Origin of the sequence: Olsenella sp. AGMB03486 (assembly GCF_040884255.1) — a bacterium.
Lineage (GTDB): Bacteria > Actinomycetota > Coriobacteriia > Coriobacteriales > Atopobiaceae > Olsenella_L > Olsenella_L kribbiana.
Map to the genome: position 1 here is coordinate 64,499 of NZ_JBEVTM010000011.1, position 17,877 is coordinate 82,375.

The window sequence follows — 17,877 nt, forward strand, 5'->3', positions numbered from 1 at the left end:
TTCGCCGCCTAAAGGCATGGGAGCCCGAAAAGTGCGGCCTGAGATTCCCACGCTACAAGCATTCTGGCCATTCCTTGCCAGATGGCAGTGATTGAAATGGGGCCCAACCTCCCAGAGCGCTGACTCCGATAATGAACAAGGCCTTCTATAGACCGTATGAGCGGGCAATCTGTCCCAGCGCCTCGTCCAAGGTCATCCTTACGCCAATCTGCCTGAGAGGCACGCCTTCCTCGCTCATGATATTGCAGAAGTGGGACATGTCGTCCCTTATGGAGTCTGGAAGGGGCGCAGTCGTCTCGGGCGTGAAGAGCTGCAGCAGCCTGAAGACGTCATTCTTGTGCTTCCGCAGATCCTTACTATCCACGTGCTCTCCACACGCCCTGCGTTCTCGGAGGTCCAGAAACGCCTTCGCCTTGAATGGAACCAGATAGGCCTCACCTAGTACGGAAATCCCATCCACGACCTTGCGTCCACCACACATAAACGAGTAGTGGTCGGCATCGAGCAGGATGGCTGAGAGGCTCGACACGTCCTCCCCCATGGGCACTGGCACGATTTCAAGGCCGTCGGGCTCCGTGATGAAGTTCGGCTCGGTGCCGAAGAGCTCCACCATCGAGGGAAAGCCGGATGCGGCCGGTTTCGAGAAGCGATAGAAGTGCGCGTTTTCCGTACCCCTGCGCGCCACAGCGTAGCCGCCGTCCGACAAGAGCTTCCAGATTGCCCGACCGACTTCTGCTGGACGATCTTCTACCATGAGCACAACGTCTATGTCCTTGGTCGCACGGAACGGCAGGTCCGACGCGTTCAGCAGTATGTCGCAAGCGGTGCCGCCTATGACGGCGTAGTGCTCCTCAAGCCCCGCCATGTACTCGCCGAATCGCCCCAGCCCGTAGACACCGCTCATCGCCATAGCCCCTCCTCGCCGAAGAGATCGTCCAGCTCACCATCTATACGCTCGTCTCCCAACCCTGCGAGGGACAGGGCAAGCGAGACGTCATCGACGCGCCCGAGGCCTGCCACCAGCGGGTCGTAGGACCAAAGCTGTAGCTCGACGGTCTCCCCGTCCGACAGCTCGCCTTCCAGGACCTCATCCACCCCCAGCTCCGCGAGGCGGGCCTTGGCCACCGCCTTCTGGCCGATGGCGGGGGCAAGAAGCATCGAACGATCCGCCAGCGCCGTCTCGCCAGCATCGGGCAATGCCGCCAGGGCATCCGTGTGCCGAGCCCAGATTGTAGCCGCGACCGGGCTCTTGAGCAGCGGCATCGCCTGCTTCAGGAGGGCGTTCCTCCCTCTGTCATAGTCGAAAGTGACCTCGCGGCCATCTTTGCCGCGCTCGATCAGACCATGCTGGGCCAGCTCATCGATGGCACGGCTTGCGGAGCTTGCTGTCATACGCGTCACCTCCCTCAGGCCGATTGAGGTCGAGATCGCAGGGTTTGCCATCATCGTGACAAGCGCCGCCTGTGCCCTTGGCGTGAGCGTGCCGCCAAGCGCACGCCTTTTCGCCTCCGCCTGCGCGGCAAACCCCAGGAAGGGCAGGTACGCGAGCCTTCCGGGAACGATGACCGGGATGCCCCGCGCGACGAGCGCGCGGCGCTGGCGGGAGTCGATGAGGTCCGACGCGAGCGCGACGGGCAGCTCCGTGAACCGTGCGATCTGCGCGACGACACGCTTGAGCTCCGGCAGGGATTGGCCTCCCCTCGGCAGCGCAACTAGGAAGTCCGTCCCATCGCAGCTACAGAGCTCGTAGTCTGCTGCCGTGCCCAAGTAGAGCGGGAGCGTCCTTGCTCGGTCCCAGGAAGTTCGTCTCAGCGCGAGACCGAGTGCATCGCTGAGGTATTCCAGGTACTCCACCATTGACCCCCACACGTGCATTGCAATATTTCATCTTCAATGCAAGTTTACATTTTTTCTGCAATTATATCAACTGTCGTAAGCAGAATGGATGGCGGACTGCCAGCAAGATTGCCATATCATCAATCGGGTGGACGTGAAATAGACAACTGTTTTGCGCTCTCAGCCGGGAACTTGTGCGCTTTCATGTCGAGAGAATTAGATGATGCGCGGGTCATGCGTAGCTGCTCAGGTACTGGACAAACGTAGCTTTGAAGCTCGGGAACAGGGCACAGGCGGAGTACTGAATTCAGACCGCCTGCCCACCGGGCTCGACACCATGGTTGGCGCAACGCGACGTTGACATGCCTGTGAGGCAGACTTGCCTGCACGAGACCGCGACAGCGCCAGCGCGTGGCCATCGCGAGGGCCATCCTTGCAGACTGCCCGATCCTCGTGCTCGACGAGGCGACAAGCGCCCTCGACAGCGAATCCGAGGCCCTTGTCCAGGAAGCCCTCGGAAACCTCATGCGCGGCCGCACTGCAATCGTGGTGGCCCACCGCCTCTCCACCGTGGCAGCCCTCGACCGCATCGTCGTGCTTGCCGGCGGCAGGATCGTGGAGGATGGCACGCACGCAGAGCTCGTGCAGGAAGGCGGCGCGTACGCAGAGCTCTGGAAGCGCCAGACCGGCGGCCTCCTCGAGACGGAGTGAGAGCGTGCCCGTCTTTCAGCTCAGCAGAGGACGAATGCGCCCTTGCGTGCTCAGTCCGCGCATCTCGCCGGACGAAACAGCCGCACATGCTCGTGGGGCGCTGCTGCCTCGGCAGCGCCCTGAGCGGCGCCGGACTTCTGCATCTCGCCTGACGAGGCTGGTCGGCTCGCCACAGAGCAGCAGCACTGGCGGCAGGAGCGCCCTCAAGAGAAAGCCTATGCCTTGTCCTTGACGAGCCTGAAGCCAGCACCCTGCCTGATATAGGGCAGCAGTGCGAGATCTGGCTCCGCAATGCGGCCGATCTTGACGTCGCGCCTGTCGAGCGCAAAGCTCTGGCGCGCAATCTCGAGCTCGCCTGCATAGCGGCCATATGCCGTCGTGCTCATGAGGATATCTCCCGCATGGACATCCATGTCGCGTACGTCCTGGGAGGGCTTTGGTGCTTCCACATCCTTCCAGCGGCGCGACTCCTGCGAGCGCACGATCCAGGGCGAGGAGTCAGGGCGGTCATGCTGCAGGCGGCCGAAGAGCGACTGATAGGGCTCTGCGAGCTCTGCTGCGAGGTCGATCACATTCTGGGAGATGCCGGCAATCCTTTTCCAGACCGTCTTGGAGACATCCGGATCCCCGACTAGCACCGCATCGCAGCCTGCCGATGCAAGCTCGAGCATATCGAGGAAGAGCCTGTCGCCGGCATCTCCCCTATGTGCCTCGACGGTCGGCAGCCCCTCATGAAGCGGCCCCCTGAGCTCCCTGTCGCCGGGCACGAACCCCATCACCTCAAACCCGAGTGCCTTGAGCCTCTGGTTGGTCCGCACCACATCTTCTATGGAAAGCCCTGTCAGAGGCTTCGGATAGAAGTTGTGGCAGGCAGCGAAGCGGCTGAAGTCTGCACCTGCTGCACGCCACTGCGCAATGTCGGATTCGGAGATCGTCGAGGCATTGAACACCACATGGAAGAAGTTCGAGAGCTCGACCGTCTGACGTGCATCGAAGCCATCGTCCAGACGGATATATTCGACACCGAGACGGCCCACATCGCCGAAGTCCCTGCATCCGAGCTTGGCAAGCGTTGCCGGCGACACGTCCGCAATCAGGGCAAGCCCATGGTCGCGGCACAGAGCGATCAGCCTCTTTGCCTCCTGCGCAAAATCGAGGCCCGACTCCTCCGGTATATGGAACGAGGTGAAGGCATACTTCGCTCCCGCAAGCGATGCCTTCTCCACGACCGCGGCGTTTGCCAGATAGCCCGATGCGAAATACAGGGAAATGCCTGTTTCCATGAACAGTCCTCCATCCAGGAGCGGAAGCGCTCTTCTTCAGAAAGCGGGCCCGCAGGATTGCTCCTGCAGGTCCGCATGCCAGAACCTGTTTCGGTACAGATAGAAGTCTATGCCTCGCTGCCGAAGACGTCGTTGATGCGGTCTTCGTCCACGCCGAAGAAATACGTGAGGGCAAAGCCTGCTGCGTAGGCTGCAAGCATCGCAACAACATAGAGCCCCTGCGTGCCCGGAACGACGATCAGAAGGCCGAAGAGGCCCGAGACGCCCTGGGAGACCGTGCCGAGATGGAAGAGCCAAGCAAGGATGCCGCCGACGCCCGATCCCAGGCAGGCTGTCACGAAGGGCTTGCCGAGCGGCAGCGTCACGGCATACATCAGAGGCTCGCCGACACCGAGGATGCCGACAGGGATGGACTCGCGCAGGTACGTCTTCACGCGCGTGTTCTTCGTCTTCACGTAGAGGGCAAGGCCGGCACCGACCTGGCCGCCGCCTGCCATCATGAGGATCGGGAGCAGATAGTTGATGCCGCCGGTCGGACCCGCAGGATCGTTGAGCATTGCATGGATCGGGGTAAGTGCCTGGTGCAGGCCGACCGCGACGAGCGGCAGGAATGTTGCAGACAGAAGATAGGCGCCGACGACGCCGAGCACGTTGTAGAAGAAGAACAGCACGAAGAAGATGCCCTGGGTGAGGAAGGCGCCGACCGGCTGCAGAACGAGCACGGAGACGACCGAGCCGATGCAGACCGTGAAGAGCGGCGTCAGGAACGTGTCGAGCGCGCTCGGCATGACCTTATGGAACTTCTTCTCGAGCCATGCAAAGAAGATGCCGCAGATGAGGGCACCCAGAAGGCCGCCTGCAGACGGGTTGTAGACCGTCGAGAAGTTGATCGCGAAGGCGCCTTGGGCGAAGGACGGAACCGGCACGGCAATCGGCAGGTTCACGGCTGCAGCGCCGTCAGCAGTCTTGAGCAGAAGCGGCATGGAAGCATTCGCGATGGAAAGCGCACCTGCCATGGCGCCGAGGATGCCGGATCCTCCGAACTCCTTGGAGGCATTCATGCCGACGAAGAGCGGCAGATACAGGAACAGCGCCCAGCCCATCGTGCGGATGCACTGGTACCACCAGACGCCTGCGAATGCATTGCCGCTCGAGACATTGATGACATTGGCGATGCCGTTGATGAGGCCAGCGGCGATGATGCCCGGCAGCAGCGGCACGAAGATGTTCGCGATCTTCTTGAGGAAGCGCTGCACCGGCTTGTCGTGCTTTGCCTTCTGTGCGGCCTTGTTCCGCGCAGCGGCATCGTTTACGACATCAGCCATATCGTCCGGCTTGATGCCGGTGAGCTTCGAGAACGGCTCGAGGACCTTGTTCACGGTGCCCGGCCCGAAGACGATCTCATAGCGGTCTCCGTCAGCGACAAGGCCCATGACGCCTTCGACCTGCTTGACCGCTGCCTCGTCGACCTTGGAGGGATCTGCTACCTTCACCCTCAGCCTTGTCATGCACGCCATGTTGCCCACGACGTTGGATTTGCCGCCCACAGCGGCCAGGACGCCCTTGGCAATCCCTTCGAAATCCTTGCTCATTGTTCCTCCTTGTCTTGCTTTGCCGAGCGGACAGTCCCCATCTGCCGTCCGCCGTATGCCATGTTCAGCTCTCCCTGAGAGCCTGGCGGACCTTGCCGCCGCAGACAGCGAGCCTGCGCTTCGCCTCGTCTGCCGAAACATCTGCCAGGATCGAGACAATCGCGCACTTCGCAGAGCCGCCCGCCTCTTGAAGCGCCCGCTCCGCCTCAGTGCGGTCGGCGCCCGTGGCGGCCATCACGATGTTCTGTGCCCTGACCTCGAGCTTCTCGTTCGACTGCTGCACGTCGACCATCAGGTTCTCGTATGCCTTGCCGCAGCCGACCATAGCTCCGGTCGAGATCATGTTGAGGATCATCTTCTGTGCCGTGCCGGCCTTCAGGCGGGTAGATCCCGTCAGCACTTCCGGCCCGCAGCAGGGCTCGATTGCGAGGTCTGCACACTTTCCGATATCTGACCCCTTGTTGCAGGCGATTGCCACCGTGCGGCAGCCGAGCTCGTGCGCATGCCTGAGCCCGCCGATCACATAGGGTGTCCGTCCCGAGGCAGCGATGCCGATGGGAAGGTCATGCGGTCCCAGATGCAGCGCATCGAGCTCCTCTGCACAGAGCGTGAGCGAATCCTCCGCCCCTTCGACAGCACGCACGAATGCATGCTCCCCGCCTGCGATGAGGCCGACAACCCTATCGGGCGAGACGCCGAATGTCGGCGGGCACTCGACCGCATCGAGCACGCCGAGCCTGCCCGAGGTGCCAGCCCCGAAGTAGACGATCCTGCCGCCTGCCGCAAGCGCATCGCGTGCCCATTCCACGGCCGTGGCAACTTCGCCGAGCACGTCGTGCACGGCAGTTGCGACCTTTGCATCCTCCGAGTTCATCACCTCGACAAGCTCGCGCGGGCTCATCTCGTCGAGATGCATAGTCCGGGGATTGCGCGCTTCGGTCGAAAGCTTCCCGAGGTCGATCGCAGGCTTCTCTTCCTCTGCCATTGCCCTTTCCGCTCCTTTCTCCTTGCACTTCTGTCTTCTATCCAAGCCCGGCACCCTCTTCGGTGCCTGCCTCTTTTTCCGGCACTTCGCTTCTCTTGATCCAGTTCTTCGAGAGACGCTCCATGCTCTTCTCGTAGTTGCTGCTCACGTAGGCGGTGAAGAGCACGTCCACGACGTTCAGCTGCGCGATCCTCGAGGACATCGCGCCGCTTCTGAGCACGAGCTCTGTCGCCGCGACCCCGAGCACGACATCGGAGAGCTTCACGAGCGGCGACGAGAAGCTGCCGCGCGTGATGGAGACGATCGTGGCACCCCTTGCCTTTGCCGTCCGGGCACAGCGCAGTATGTCTTCTGTCATGCCCGAATAGGAGATGACAAGAGCAAGATCGCCGGGACGCTCGTTCTTCGCACAGACCAGCTGCGAGTGCAGGTCATCGATCAGATCGGCATGGATGTCCAGGCGCAGGAGCTTCAGCTGCAGGTCATGGGCAACCATGAGGGAGGCGCCAATCCCATAGAGGCTGATGCGCGGTGCCGTGCGGATGAGCTCGACCGTCCTGTCTATGGCAGCGGGGTCGAGGCCGTCACGCGTGAGCGAAAGCGTCGAGGCATTGCGGGCTGTGACCTTGTCGATGATGTCCTGCGTGGAATCGGTCGACATGACCCCCTCGGAGACGATGTTTTTGCTCTTCTCCGCTACCGCAAGCTCATAGAGCAGTGCCTGCTGGAGCTCCTTGTAGCCCGTGAAGCCAAGCTTGCGCGACAGGCGCACGACCGTCGAGGGCGAGGTGTAGGTGAGCTCCGCGAGACGGTGTGCCGAGACGCCCACGGCATTCCCCGGATGTTCGAGCAGGAAGTTCACGATGTTGCGCTCGGCCGAGCTTGCAAGGGGACGGTACTCTTCGAGGTGCACACGGAAGCCGTGAATCGCAGATCCGCTTTCGGGGGACGCCTTGCCTCCCTGCGCTCTCAAAACGCGTCCTGAAGGCACCTTGCACCCCTTTCCGAGTTCCGATCTCATTGTCCAACCATCGTTGCAGCCGGCTGCTTCCAGAAGGTTTCCGGCGATTTATGTACATGTTATGTCTTAATCATGTTCAATGAAACATATGACCCATTTGTTTCAAAGCATGGCATGAAACCTGCATTCCCCTGCCGCCTGCCGACTGGTCCACACCGGTCGCGTACAGGCCATTTCATGGCCGGCCCGTCCCCATCCGCACGCTCCATGGAAATGGCGCAGAGAACGGGGGGCGCATCTGCTTCGGGTAGTAAGAAAGCAGACACCGGAACAGAAAGGAACTTCATGGATTTCAATGACGGAATAGAAGCCAGGCATTCGGTCAGGAGCTACACCGCAGTCCCTCTTTCAGAGGAGGAGCGCGCAGCCCTAAGCCAGGAGATCGCCCGTTCGAACGAGGCAGGCAATCTCCATATGCGCCTTGTCGTCGACGAGCCGGAAGCCTTCAGCTCACTTCTTGCCCACTACGGCAAGTTCCGCAACGTCTCGAACTATCTTGTCCTTGCCGGCACGCCTGCCCCTTCTCTCGAGCAGCGCTGCGGCTACTTCGGCGAGCGAATCGTCCTGGCAGCGCAGGAGCTGGGCCTTTCCAGCTGCTGGGTCGGCGGCACCTTCAAGCGCCGCCTCGTGAAGAGGATGGCCTCGGCAGACGACAGGCTCGTGCTCGTCGTGGCGCTTGGCCATGGGGAAGGCAAAGGGCATGCCCACCGCTCCAAGAGCGCAGATGCCGTGACTTCTATCCCGGAAGGCACCGAGGTTCCTGCCTGGTTCGGCGCAGGCGTGGATGCGGCGCTCAAGGCACCTACCGCAATGAACCAGCAGAGCTTCGAGATCGGCTGGGCAGGACGCACGACACAGGATGGCACCCCCTTTGCCTCGATCCGCTCGAAGGGCGGCCCCTTCTCTGCAGTGGACTTGGGGATCGTCCGTCTCCACTTCGAAATCGGAGCACGGGCAGCCGGAGGCAGCTTCCGATGGGAAGACAGCTGGAAGAGCTTCCTTCCTGAATACGGCCTCTGATGCTTTGTCCTTGCAGGGAGGAAACGCGGCGGCATTTAGTCTTCGCTCTCCCTCCCGCAAGGAGGATATGCTTGAGATGATGGAGAGGCCCTGAAACGGAAAGGTTGCCATGCCAGAACCCAAAGACATACGTCTCGTCGTCGGCCTCGGAAACCCGGGCGCCGAATACGAGAAGACCCGCCATAACGCCGGCTATGCCACGATCGATGTGCTCGCAGAACATGCGGGAACACGCTACTGGAAGAGCCAGGCAGGCATGATGGTGGCAGAGACGAAGATTGCCGGGAAGGACGTCTTCCTTGCGCGTCCCCAGACCTTCATGAACGAGGTCGGAGGACCTATCTCGAAGCTCGTGAGACAGCTCAAGATCGCACCGGAGGAGCTCCTCGTCGTGCACGACGATGTCGATGTGCCGGACACGAAGCTCGTTCTCAAGTTCGGCGGCGGCCACGACGGACACAATGGCCTGCGCTCCATCATCCAGAAGATGGGAAGCCGCGACTTCTGCCGTCTGCGCTTCGGCGTGGGCAGGCCTCCCGGACGCATGAGCGTCGCGCAGTATGCGCTGCGCCCCTTGAAGGGCACCCAGCTCGAGTCGTTCGAAATCGAGGCACAGGACGCTGCAGACGTCGTTGAGCGCGTGATCCAGAAGGGCTTTGCAGCAGAGTCCACACGGCTTGGATGAAGTGCCCAGGATTGATGCCATGCTCTGCATATATGGCACCGATTGCTGCAAATCATGCAGAAGACATGCTTATCTGACCGCTACAATGGGCATGTTGGTGAATTGATGGGACGGCCCAAGGGAAGAGGCCCAGACCATCCTATGGACGTTTTTGGAGAGGAGTTCATCAATGTACAAGATCCTCGAAAAGACGCAGTTCTCCGAGAAGGTGTTCAAGTTCCGCATCGAGGCACCGCAGATGGCAAAGCATGCACATGCTGGCCAGTTCCTGATGGTGCGCGCCAACGAGACGGGCGAGCGTGTCCCGTTCACGTTCGCGGACTGGAACCCCGAAGAGGGCTGGGTCGAGTTCATCTTCATGGTGGTCGGCAAGACCACGAAGATGCTCTCCACCTATGAGGCTGGAGATTCGCTGGAGGATGTCACGGGTCCGCTCGGACAGCCGAGCGAGTTCGGCGATGGCAAATGGGGTGTCATCGGCGGAGGCGTTGGCCTCGCTATCGCATTCCCGATTGCCCGCAAGCTCGTCAAGGAGGGCAAGGACGTCCATGCAATCATGGGTGCCCGCACGAAGGACCTGCTCCTGCTCGAGGACCAGTTCCGCTCCATCCTGCCGGATGACCACATCCACATCACGACGGATGACGGCTCCTACGGCGAGAAGGGTGTCGTCACGGCACCGGAGGAGCGCCTGCTCGAGGCTGGCCAGATCGACCACATCTTCTGCGTCGGTCCTGTGCCGATGATGAAGTTCGCAACGCTCACGGCTGTGAAGCATGACTGCCCGATCACCGCATCGCTGAACCCGATCATGGTCGACGGCACCGGCATGTGCGGCTGCTGCCGTGTCGAGGTCGGCGGCGAGACGAAGTTCGCCTGCGTCGACGGTCCCGATTTCGATGCCTCCAAGGTCAACTGGAACGACCTGCGCGCACGCCAGGCTGCATACCGTACCGAGGAAGGCCAGGCACTTCACGCCTATGAGGAGGCGATCTGCGCATGCCACAGGTAAATGGCCGCTATGTTCCTGATATGAAGTCTCCGCGCACGCCTGCCAACGAGGAGGATCCCGTCGAGCGCGCAAAGGACTTCCGTCCTGTCGACAAGGGCTTCACGAAGGAGATGGCTCTCGCCGAGGCCAACCGCTGCCTCGACTGCAAGAAGCCGTTCTGTGTCGATGGCTGCCCGGTCAACATCAACATCCCTGCCTTCATCGAAGCCATCCGCAACGAGGAGTTCGGCCGTGGCCTCGACATCATCCACGAGCAGTCCATGCTCCCTGCCATCTGCGGCCGCGTCTGCCCGCAGGAGAACCAGTGCGAGGGCAAGTGCATCCGTGGCAAGAAGGGCGAGCCTGTTGCTATCGGCCAGCTCGAGCGCTTCCTGGGCGACCAGCCCGAGCTCGCTTCCGAGCCGAAGATGGCTCCGAAGAACGGCAAGAAGGTCGCTGTCATCGGTGCTGGTCCTTCCGGCATCACCTGCGCCGGCGAGCTTGCCCGCAACGGCTTCGATGTCACCGTCTTCGAGGCCTTCTTCACGGGCGGCGGCGTCCTTGCCTACGGCATCCCTGAGTTCCGTCTGCCCAAGGCAGTCGTGAAGCGCGAGATCGACGGCCTCGAGAAGCTCGGCGTCAAGTTCGAGTACAACGCTGTCGTCGGCCGCATCACCGATGCTGACGAGCTCTTCGCACAGGGCTTCGACGCCCTCTACATCGCGACGGGCGCAGGCCTGCCGAAGATGCTCAACATCCCGGGCGAGAACCTGCCGAACGTCTTCTTCGCGAACGAGTACCTCACGCGTGTCAACCTCATGAAGGCCAACCGCTTCCCCGAGTACGACACGCCGACCAAGCGCGCAAAGAACGTCGTCGTCTTCGGCGGCGGCAATGTCGCAATGGACTCCGTCCGTACGGCACTGCGCCTGGGCGCCGAGACGGTCACGCTCTGCTACCGCCGTACCGAGGCTGAGATGCCTGCCCGTCGCGCTGAGGTCGAGCATGCAAAGGCCGAGGGCGTCAAGATCCACGAGCTCGCCTCTCCTATCGAGTTCGTCGCCGGCGAGGATGGCGCTGTGTGCGCCGTCAAGGTCCAGAACATGAAGCTCGGCGAGCCCGATGCTTCCGGCAGGCGCCGTCCTGTCCCCATCGAGGGCTCCATCGACGAGCTGCCGTGCGATCTGGGCATCTCTGCCATCGGCACGAACGCAAACCCGATCGCCAAGCTCATCGGCCCCGAGAAGATCAACAAGTGGGGCTACATCGTCGCCGACGAGGCTACGGGCCAGACGTCCGATCCTCGCATCTGGGCTGGCGGCGACATCGTGACCGGCGCTGCTACCGTCATCCTTGCCATGGGTGCCGGCAAGTCTGCAGCAGCTGACATCACGAAGAAGCTTGCACCGCTTGCCGAGTAAGGCAGACGCACAAGCAAAAAGCACCTCAGGGAGGCCGCCTTCGGGCGGCCTCCTTTTCTCTTACTGCGTGCTGGCAGCTGCTGCCCCTTCCGCGCCCGCAGAGGGCACCGAGGCGGTGCCGAGGCCGAGCCTGCCCAAGGCTGCACGCATGCCGGCCCGCTCTTCTGCCTCCACCTTCTCGCTCGGGTCGAGCGGCTCGAGCAGGATCCTTCCATCCTCATACTCGCGGAGGCGATAGCGGGCAAACTTTGCCTCAGGCACGATGAGGCGACCCATAAGGTCGCGGGCAATGGTCGTATCCCTGATAGCATCCATGGAAAGCTCCTTTCTTGAGGACAAGCATAGGGAAAAGACCCATCTTGCAGCAACTCAGAGCAGGCAGGCGCGCACGCATCCTCGCCCATTGCGCACGGGAATCTCTTGGCAGAAGATGGAGCAGATGCAAAGGAGGCCAGCGTGGCTACGTTTGTGACAGACAATCTCTCGCTCAGGGAGATTGCAGCATCGGGCCAGGTCTTCACCTGGCATGAGCTTGAGCGTGGGCGCACAGATGCCCGCTATCTCATCTCCTCCGGCACGAAGCGCTGCATTGCCTCGCAGAAGGGATCGATGCTCACGATCCTCACGCCTTCAGGCGCGAACCCTGCGCCATCCGCGCTTGCATACTGGAAGCACTACCTTGCGCTCGACCAAGACTATGGAGCAATCCTCCAGAGCCTTCCGCTCACAGATGAGCAGCTGAGCCTCTGCTCAGGCATCCGCGTGCTTTCCCAGGACTGGTGGGATACCGCGGTCTCGTTCATGATCTCCCAGAACTCGAACATCCCGCGCATCCAGCATGCGGTGGACATGCTCATGGACGCAGCGCATGGCACGATTCCGCGTCCCCGCCAGCTTGCGAAGATTCTGGCCGACGAATCCTATGCGAAGGGCCTGAAGCTCGGCTACCGTCTCCCCTATCTCGAAGCACTGACGCGTGCGTCCATCCATTGGCACCCCGCCTGTCTCGACGATTCGAGCGCCACGCTCAAGGATGAGATGGCTGAGCTCGAGAGCATCCCCGGCATCGGCCCCAAGGTCGCAAGCTGCATCTGCCTCTATGGGCTGGGATACCTCGAAGCGGTGCCGAGGGATACCTGGATCAAGAAGGCAGAGGAGCGCTACAGCATCGAATGGGACCCTGCATACGGCGGAATACAGCAGCAGTACATCTTTGCCTGGATGAGAAAGACGGCACAGGCAGAGAAGGAACAGAAATAGCTCCCAGAGCTTCTGAGAGCCCGTTTCAGGCTATGCCAGAGGCGGCATTGGCTTCCAGTCCTTGTCATGCAGAATCGTCTTGGAATCCTTGTAGCCAGCCCAGAGCCTCGCCCAGCTCGAGGAGAAGTGGCCTCTGTCCACAAGTCCCAGGCGGATGAGCTCCTTTGCAAAGTTGAGGAGCGTGCCCAATGCATAGCCCACGGGGCTGTAGTCCCCATAGAGCTGGAAGTAGCGGGCAAGATAGCCCCTATTCCTCGTGATGTAGTAGCGCGTCATGTCGCTTGTCGAGTTGAGCTGGCGGACGGATCCGATGCTCTGGTTCTGCACCTCGCGCTCGCGCTTCACGACGTAGTCCGGCACCAAGGCCACGGTCGTCACCTTGCTTGCAAGATAGCCATAGAGCGCATCGTCGAGATAGATGAAGAAGCGCTCATCCGGAAGGCCAATCTTTGAGACGACCTCACGGCTGAAGCAGCCTCCCTCGAAGCAGAGTGCATTGCACTCCTTGTACTCCTCTCCCGGCTTCCAGCCTGAAGGAGAGAAGGGGTTGTAGATAGCAAGAGCGGTATTGAAGCGGTACTGCCAAAAGAAGTGGCCGCCGTCTGCATCGTAGCGCTGTCCCTGGATGGCGCCAAAGCGCTTGGACCATTTGCCCAGGGCTGTCACCGCATCGGGAAGGACGCTCACATCGTCGTCCATGACCCAGAACCAGGAAGCGCCTAAGGCATAGGCCTTGCCGACACCGCGGGAGAAGCCACCCGAACCGCCGATGTTCTCTGTCTGCGGGAAGTAGACGACACGCGCCGTGCCACCCTCTTCATCAGGCTCTGTCGTACCCCAGAGCTCCGTGCACTCCTGCCCGAACTGCTTCACGATGCCAGAGGTGCGTTCCGAGTTCTCATTGTCCACGACGACGATGCGCCAGGGGGCTTCGGTGAGCTTCAGGATGGAGGCAAAGAGCCGCTCGAGCAGCTCCTGACGCTTGTATGTGACGATCACCATTGCAAGGCGCTCCATGCAGATACCCAACTCCTCAGCTCCTGTCATCTGTCAGCCCATTATACGCCGGAGCTGCATTCAGGAAGAAGGCCTGCCCTCTGGGAGCCGAGCATCCATAAGCCTGCACGTGCAAGGCGTATCATGAGTGCATCTGTCGCCTTCTTGAGGAGGATGCATGCATCACAAGGTTTCTGTCATCGTGCCGAGCATGAATGTCGAGCGCACGCTTGATGCGGCACTCTCCTCGATCGAGCGCCAGACCTATCCCGATATCGAGATCCTGGCGCTGAATGACGGCTCGACCGATGGCACTCTCGCCGTCATGCAGGTCCATGCAGCAAGAGACCCCCGCGTCAAGGTCATAGACAAGCAGAATGAAGGCTACGGCGCAACATGCAACCGCGGCATCGATATGGCCGAAGGCGACTACATCGCAATCGTCGAGCCCGACGACTGGATCGAGCCTGCGTTCTTTGCAGACCTTCTTGCCTTTGCAGATACCCTCGAGGGCCCCGTCGATGTGATCAAGTCAGCCTACTGGCGCGTCTTCGACCAGGACCCCGAGCACACGATGAAGGTGCCCTGCGCCTACAAGGGACGCGTGCATCCCAGGCATCAGCCCTTCGCTATCGCAGAGGCACCGGAGCTTCTGCTCCACCACCCTGCCATCTGGTCTGCGCTCTACCGGAAGGAATGGCTCGACGAGAAGCGGATTCGGTTCATGGAGATACCGGGTGCCGGCTGGGCAGACAACCCCTTCCTGATCGAGACGCTCTGCCAGACGCCGGGCATCGCGTATATCGACAGGTGCTACTACTGCTACCGCGAGGACACGACGAACGAGAGCCTCGCCTTCGCAAAGAAGCATCCGCTCCTTCTCATGGAGCGCTGGAACGATATGGAAGACATCATCGACCGTCTCGATATCGAAGATGAATCTGTGCTCTTTGCCCAGACGAAGCGCTGCCTCACCTATGCCGGCATCACCGTCGAAGCTGTGGGCATGGACTATCCCGGCGTCGAGGATGCCCTGCTGCGCTCCTTCCTGAGGCTCGACCCTGCCATAGCGCTCGGCGACAGGCACATCTCCCCTTCCGCCAAGCGCCTCTTCTGCCGCGTTCTGGGGCTTTCCGACGAAGGCATCTCGAACGCTGCCTACATCCCCGAGCTCATCTCGGAAGCCTGGCACCGTCTCATCACCTGCGGCCCCGCCTATACCTTCCGCTCTGCCACGGACTTCCTCCATCACACGGACGCAAGAGATGGAAGCAGAGGATAGCCGCTTCACCATTTTGTAAAAACCGGACCGTATCGCCGCAGGTAAAAGGCGGTATAACCTAGGCAAGCGCAGAAAGCGTCAAGCAGCTGCCCCAAGCGGTGGCACGTCCGAGGAGGTTTGCCATGGGTCGCAGGCCAGTGAGGGTCGTCCAGTACGGTTGTGGAAAGATGGCAAAGTACACCATCCGCTATCTGCATGAGCATGGTGCACAGCTTGTCGGCGCCATCGACACGAACCCCAAGGTCATCGGCATGGATGCCGGAGACTTCGCAGGGCTGCCGGTGAAGCTCGGCGTCAAGATCTCCGACGACGCAGACGCAGTGCTCGACACCTGCGCTCCGGATATCGCAATCCTCACGCTCTTCAGCCTTGTCGACGATATCGAGCCGATGGCAGAGAAGTGCCTGTCCCGCGGCATCTCCGTCGTCACGACCTGCGAGGAGGCAACCTTCCCCTGGACCACGTCCTCTGCCTCCACGAACCGCCTCGATTCCATCGCAAAGTCCACGGGCGCCACGATGGTCGGTGCCGGCATGGAGGATGTCTTCTGGGTACGCATCGTCGGCCTTCTCGCCGGCGCTGTGAACCGCATCGACAAGATCGAGGGCTCTGTCTCCTACAACGTCGATGAGTACGGCATGGCACTCGCAAAGGCGCATGGCGTAGGACTCACCCCTGAGGAGTTCGAGGAGACGCTCGCACATCCTGCAGAGATCGTCCCGTCCTATGTCTGGAACTCCAACGAGGCGCTTGCCCAGGAGCTTGGCCTCACGATCTCCGAGGTCATCCAGGAGAACGTCCCCTACATCGCAGAGAAGGACACCTACTCCGACACGATGGGCGGCATCGTCCCCAAGGGCAAGGTCCTCGGCATGAACACGCGCGTCACGACGAAGACCTATCAGGGCATCGATATCGTGACGTCCCAGATCGGCAAGGTCTACGGTCCGGACGACGGCGACCTCTGCGACTGGAAGATCTCAGGCGAGCCTGACACCGTCTTCCATGTAGACAAGCCGGCTACCGTCGAGCACACCTGCGCCACGATTGTCCAGCGCATTCCGACCGTCCTTTCCGCTCCTTCCGGCTACCACACGGTCGACGAGCTCGAGCCGCTGCGCTACCAGACCGAGCCGATGATGATCGAAGAGGGACCGCTCTTCTAGGCACCGCCCCATAGAGTTAAGGCAAGCCGGGCCGCCTCCGTTTCTGGAGACGGCCCGGTTCCTGTCCCTGCACGGCTTGAGATGCCCTACTTCCTCTCTGCCGTCAGGACCTCCGCGAAGGAGTCCTCGAGGCAGGCAGGAATCTCGATGCCCATGTAGGCAAGCATGCCAGCCACGGCCTTCTTCGTGCCAGCCACGGCGTGCACGACCGTCTTGGGGCCCGTCACGACATCTCCTGCAGCAAACACCCCTTCGACTGTTGTCATCCCCTGCTCGTCGGTCTTGAGCGTTCCCGCCTCCGTCGCCTCGAGACCCTGTGTCGTGAGCAGGAGCTTGTTCTTCGGCACCTGGGAGACACAGAAAATCGTCGTGTCGGACTCAGCCTGGATGCGCTCATCGCCCACGCCCACGCACCTGCCCTCCTCATCGAGGATGGACTTCCTGAAGACCGGCCCCTTGTCGTTCACAAGCTCGACGGACATGCCGTACTCGATCTCTGCCCCATCGAGCTCTGCAAGCTCGACCTCGTCGGAGTTTGCCGACACGCCATTCCAGTTGGAATAGAGCGTGACCTGGCGGGCGCCACGACGCAGTGCCGTACGTGCGACATCCATTGCGACATTGCCGACACCGATGACAGAGACACGCGGCCCCACTTCGCACGATGCCGGGTTCACGAGATAGTCGATACCGAAATAGACATTGCCACGCGCCTGACCCTGGATGCCAAGCGTACGAGCCCTCCAGGCGCCGGTGCCGACGAAGACGCTGTCATACCCATCACGCAGAAGATCGTCGATCTTGAGGGCGCCGCCAATCGTCGTGGCCGTGCGCATCTTCACGCCGAGCGAGAGGAGAAGCTCCCTCACGGCCTCGACAGAGCGCTTCGGGAGGCGGAAGTCAGGGATGCCATACTCGAGAACGCCACCGATGGCAGGCTTCTGCTCGAACATCGTGACATCGCATCCTGCAAGAGAGAGCCAGACAGCAGCTGCCATGCCGGCAGGGCCGGAGCCGATGATTGCGCAGCGCTTTCCGGTATCCGGTGCCTTCATGTCAGCGATGAGGGACAGATCGCGCTCGAGGTAGGACTCAGAGACGTAGTTCTCGATCGAGGAGAAGTGGACCGGGATGTCCTTCCTTCCCCTGATGCAGTGCCCCTCGCACTGCGAGCTGTGATTGCAGACGATGGAGCAGACAACGCTCAGAGGATTGTTGAGGAAAAGCATCGTGCCTGCTTCCTCGAGCTTGCGGTCCTTGAAGAGCGCGATTGCCTGAGGGATGGCGGTATGTATAGGACAGCCTTCACGGCAGAGCGGACGCTTGCACTGCAGGCAGCGGTTTGCTTCATCGACGATACGGAGTGCCATGGATATCTCTTTCCTCTCACTTCTAACATGCTAGTTTCAGCATAAACCAAACTCACAGGAAGAAATAGCCTGTTCCGCAAACGGTAGGCAGAGCATATCAATCAATGCTGCCACCCTCTGGCATGCTACCTATATTCCTGCATATACAAGGATTTTAAAGGCATGCCTTCCCTATCAGCGCCGCCATTGGCACCCATGCATCCCCTTTACATTGCTGCCTTCTTACTCTCATTTTTCTGGCATGCCAGTTATAGACAC

General features: G+C 61.1%; 16 protein-coding genes and 1 pseudogene. 8 read left to right on the top strand and 9 right to left on the bottom strand.

From position 1 onward, the window contains the following. Window positions 1-145: 145 nt before the first annotated feature. Entirely contained in the window at window positions 146-904 is a 759-nt protein-coding gene (locus ABVS03_RS07095) for a hypothetical protein (protein WP_368018569.1), read from the bottom strand. Continuing rightward, the gene (locus tag ABVS03_RS07100; RefSeq protein ID WP_368018570.1) at window positions 901-1,857 is read right to left on the bottom strand and encodes a MarR family transcriptional regulator; all 957 of its coding nucleotides are present in this window, start codon (window positions 1,855-1,857) and stop codon (window positions 901-903) included. The genes ABVS03_RS07095 and ABVS03_RS07100 overlap by 4 nt, the downstream gene beginning before the upstream one ends. Before the next feature lie 378 nt (window positions 1,858-2,235). On the opposite strand from ABVS03_RS07100, the pseudogene ABVS03_RS07105 reads away from it, so the two are divergent. Next, window positions 2,236-2,547 (top strand): annotated as a pseudogene (locus ABVS03_RS07105) (ABC transporter ATP-binding protein); the annotation flags it as partial. Between the two features lie 215 nt (window positions 2,548-2,762). On the opposite strand, the gene ABVS03_RS07110 reads toward ABVS03_RS07105, so the two are convergent. The 4 genes from ABVS03_RS07110 to ABVS03_RS07125 form a co-directional block, all read right to left on the bottom strand. Then, window positions 2,763-3,830, bottom strand: a complete 1,068-nt coding sequence (locus tag ABVS03_RS07110; protein WP_330972412.1) for a MupG family TIM beta-alpha barrel fold protein — start codon at window positions 3,828-3,830, stop codon at window positions 2,763-2,765. A 107-nt stretch (window positions 3,831-3,937) separates the two neighbouring features. Further along, on the bottom strand, window positions 3,938-5,422 hold the full coding sequence (locus ABVS03_RS07115; RefSeq protein ID WP_330972413.1) for a PTS transporter subunit EIIC: 1,485 nt from the start codon (window positions 5,420-5,422) through the stop codon (window positions 3,938-3,940). Window positions 5,423-5,486: 64 nt separating this feature from the next. Beyond that, the gene (gene murQ, locus ABVS03_RS07120; RefSeq protein ID WP_368018571.1) at window positions 5,487-6,407 is read right to left on the bottom strand and encodes an N-acetylmuramic acid 6-phosphate etherase; all 921 of its coding nucleotides are present in this window, start codon (window positions 6,405-6,407) and stop codon (window positions 5,487-5,489) included. 37 nt (window positions 6,408-6,444) lie between these two features. Beyond that, window positions 6,445-7,398 (bottom strand): MurR/RpiR family transcriptional regulator, encoded by a 954-nt coding sequence (locus ABVS03_RS07125; protein WP_330972415.1) that lies wholly within the window; start codon window positions 7,396-7,398, stop codon window positions 6,445-6,447. A 315-nt stretch (window positions 7,399-7,713) separates the two neighbouring features. On the opposite strand from ABVS03_RS07125, the gene ABVS03_RS07130 reads away from it, so the two are divergent. The 4 genes from ABVS03_RS07130 (at window position 7,714) to gltA (ending at window position 11,545) form a co-directional block, all read left to right on the top strand. Then, complete coding sequence (locus tag ABVS03_RS07130; protein WP_368018572.1) at window positions 7,714-8,448, top strand: nitroreductase family protein; 735 nt, start codon at window positions 7,714-7,716, stop codon at window positions 8,446-8,448. 109 nt (window positions 8,449-8,557) lie between these two features. Continuing rightward, window positions 8,558-9,133 (top strand): aminoacyl-tRNA hydrolase, encoded by a 576-nt coding sequence (pth, locus tag ABVS03_RS07135; protein WP_330972417.1) that lies wholly within the window; start codon window positions 8,558-8,560, stop codon window positions 9,131-9,133. Between the two features lie 169 nt (window positions 9,134-9,302). Further along, window positions 9,303-10,145 (top strand): sulfide/dihydroorotate dehydrogenase-like FAD/NAD-binding protein, encoded by an 843-nt coding sequence (locus ABVS03_RS07140; RefSeq protein ID WP_368018573.1) that lies wholly within the window; start codon window positions 9,303-9,305, stop codon window positions 10,143-10,145. Continuing rightward, a complete protein-coding gene (gene gltA / locus ABVS03_RS07145) occupies window positions 10,133-11,545 on the top strand; it encodes an NADPH-dependent glutamate synthase (protein WP_368018574.1) in 1,413 nt (470 codons plus the stop codon). Before ABVS03_RS07140 ends, gltA begins: the two co-directional genes overlap by 13 nt. Before the next feature lie 60 nt (window positions 11,546-11,605). Here the strand turns inward: gltA and ABVS03_RS07150 are convergent, their stop codons facing one another. Beyond that, complete coding sequence (locus ABVS03_RS07150) at window positions 11,606-11,860, bottom strand: hypothetical protein (RefSeq protein WP_330972420.1); 255 nt, start codon at window positions 11,858-11,860, stop codon at window positions 11,606-11,608. A gap of 141 nt (window positions 11,861-12,001) precedes the next feature. On the opposite strand from ABVS03_RS07150, the gene ABVS03_RS07155 reads away from it, so the two are divergent. Beyond that, window positions 12,002-12,805 (top strand): DNA glycosylase, encoded by an 804-nt coding sequence (locus tag ABVS03_RS07155; RefSeq protein ID WP_368018575.1) that lies wholly within the window; start codon window positions 12,002-12,004, stop codon window positions 12,803-12,805. Between the two features lie 30 nt (window positions 12,806-12,835). Here ABVS03_RS07155 and ABVS03_RS07160 read toward each other — a convergent pair whose 3' ends face one another. Then, window positions 12,836-13,822 (bottom strand): glycosyltransferase, encoded by a 987-nt coding sequence (locus tag ABVS03_RS07160; protein WP_368018576.1) that lies wholly within the window; start codon window positions 13,820-13,822, stop codon window positions 12,836-12,838. Between the two features lie 157 nt (window positions 13,823-13,979). On the opposite strand from ABVS03_RS07160, the gene ABVS03_RS07165 reads away from it, so the two are divergent. Both ABVS03_RS07165 and ABVS03_RS07170 read left to right on the top strand, forming a co-directional pair. Further along, window positions 13,980-15,083, top strand: coding sequence for a glycosyltransferase family 2 protein (locus ABVS03_RS07165; protein ID WP_368018577.1), 1,104 nt, complete (start codon window positions 13,980-13,982; stop codon window positions 15,081-15,083). A gap of 122 nt (window positions 15,084-15,205) precedes the next feature. After that, a complete protein-coding gene (locus ABVS03_RS07170; protein WP_368018578.1) occupies window positions 15,206-16,249 on the top strand; it encodes a dihydrodipicolinate reductase in 1,044 nt (347 codons plus the stop codon). 86 nt (window positions 16,250-16,335) lie between these two features. On the opposite strand, the gene ABVS03_RS07175 is transcribed toward ABVS03_RS07170, so the two are convergent. After that, the gene (locus tag ABVS03_RS07175; protein WP_368018579.1) at window positions 16,336-17,619 is read right to left on the bottom strand and encodes an FAD-dependent oxidoreductase; all 1,284 of its coding nucleotides are present in this window, start codon (window positions 17,617-17,619) and stop codon (window positions 16,336-16,338) included. Window positions 17,620-17,877: the final 258 nt, after the last annotated feature.

Bases quoted from the DNA above. Each gene is read 5' to 3' on its own strand.
- ABVS03_RS07140 (WP_368018573.1), top strand. From the start codon at position 9,303: ATGTACAAGATCCTCGAAAAGACGCAGTTCTCCGAGAAGGTGTTCAAG.
- ABVS03_RS07110 (WP_330972412.1), bottom strand. From the start codon at position 3,830: ATGGAAACAGGCATTTCCCTGTATTTCGCATCGGGCTATCTGGCAAAC.
- ABVS03_RS07170 (WP_368018578.1), top strand. From the start codon at position 15,206: ATGGGTCGCAGGCCAGTGAGGGTCGTCCAGTACGGTTGTGGAAAGATG.
- ABVS03_RS07100 (WP_368018570.1), bottom strand. From the start codon at position 1,857: ATGGTGGAGTACCTGGAATACCTCAGCGATGCACTCGGTCTCGCGCTG.
- pth (WP_330972417.1), top strand. From the start codon at position 8,558: ATGCCAGAACCCAAAGACATACGTCTCGTCGTCGGCCTCGGAAACCCG.
- ABVS03_RS07115 (WP_330972413.1), bottom strand. From the start codon at position 5,422: ATGAGCAAGGATTTCGAAGGGATTGCCAAGGGCGTCCTGGCCGCTGTG.
- ABVS03_RS07165 (WP_368018577.1), top strand. From the start codon at position 13,980: ATGCATCACAAGGTTTCTGTCATCGTGCCGAGCATGAATGTCGAGCGC.
- ABVS03_RS07160 (WP_368018576.1), bottom strand. From the start codon at position 13,822: ATGGAGCGCCTTGCAATGGTGATCGTCACATACAAGCGTCAGGAGCTG.
- ABVS03_RS07175 (WP_368018579.1), bottom strand. From the start codon at position 17,619: ATGGCACTCCGTATCGTCGATGAAGCAAACCGCTGCCTGCAGTGCAAG.
- gltA (WP_368018574.1), top strand. From the start codon at position 10,133: ATGCCACAGGTAAATGGCCGCTATGTTCCTGATATGAAGTCTCCGCGC.
- murQ (WP_368018571.1), bottom strand. From the start codon at position 6,407: ATGGCAGAGGAAGAGAAGCCTGCGATCGACCTCGGGAAGCTTTCGACC.
- ABVS03_RS07130 (WP_368018572.1), top strand. From the start codon at position 7,714: ATGGATTTCAATGACGGAATAGAAGCCAGGCATTCGGTCAGGAGCTAC.
- ABVS03_RS07150 (WP_330972420.1), bottom strand. From the start codon at position 11,860: ATGGATGCTATCAGGGATACGACCATTGCCCGCGACCTTATGGGTCGC.
- ABVS03_RS07095 (WP_368018569.1), bottom strand. From the start codon at position 904: ATGAGCGGTGTCTACGGGCTGGGGCGATTCGGCGAGTACATGGCGGGG.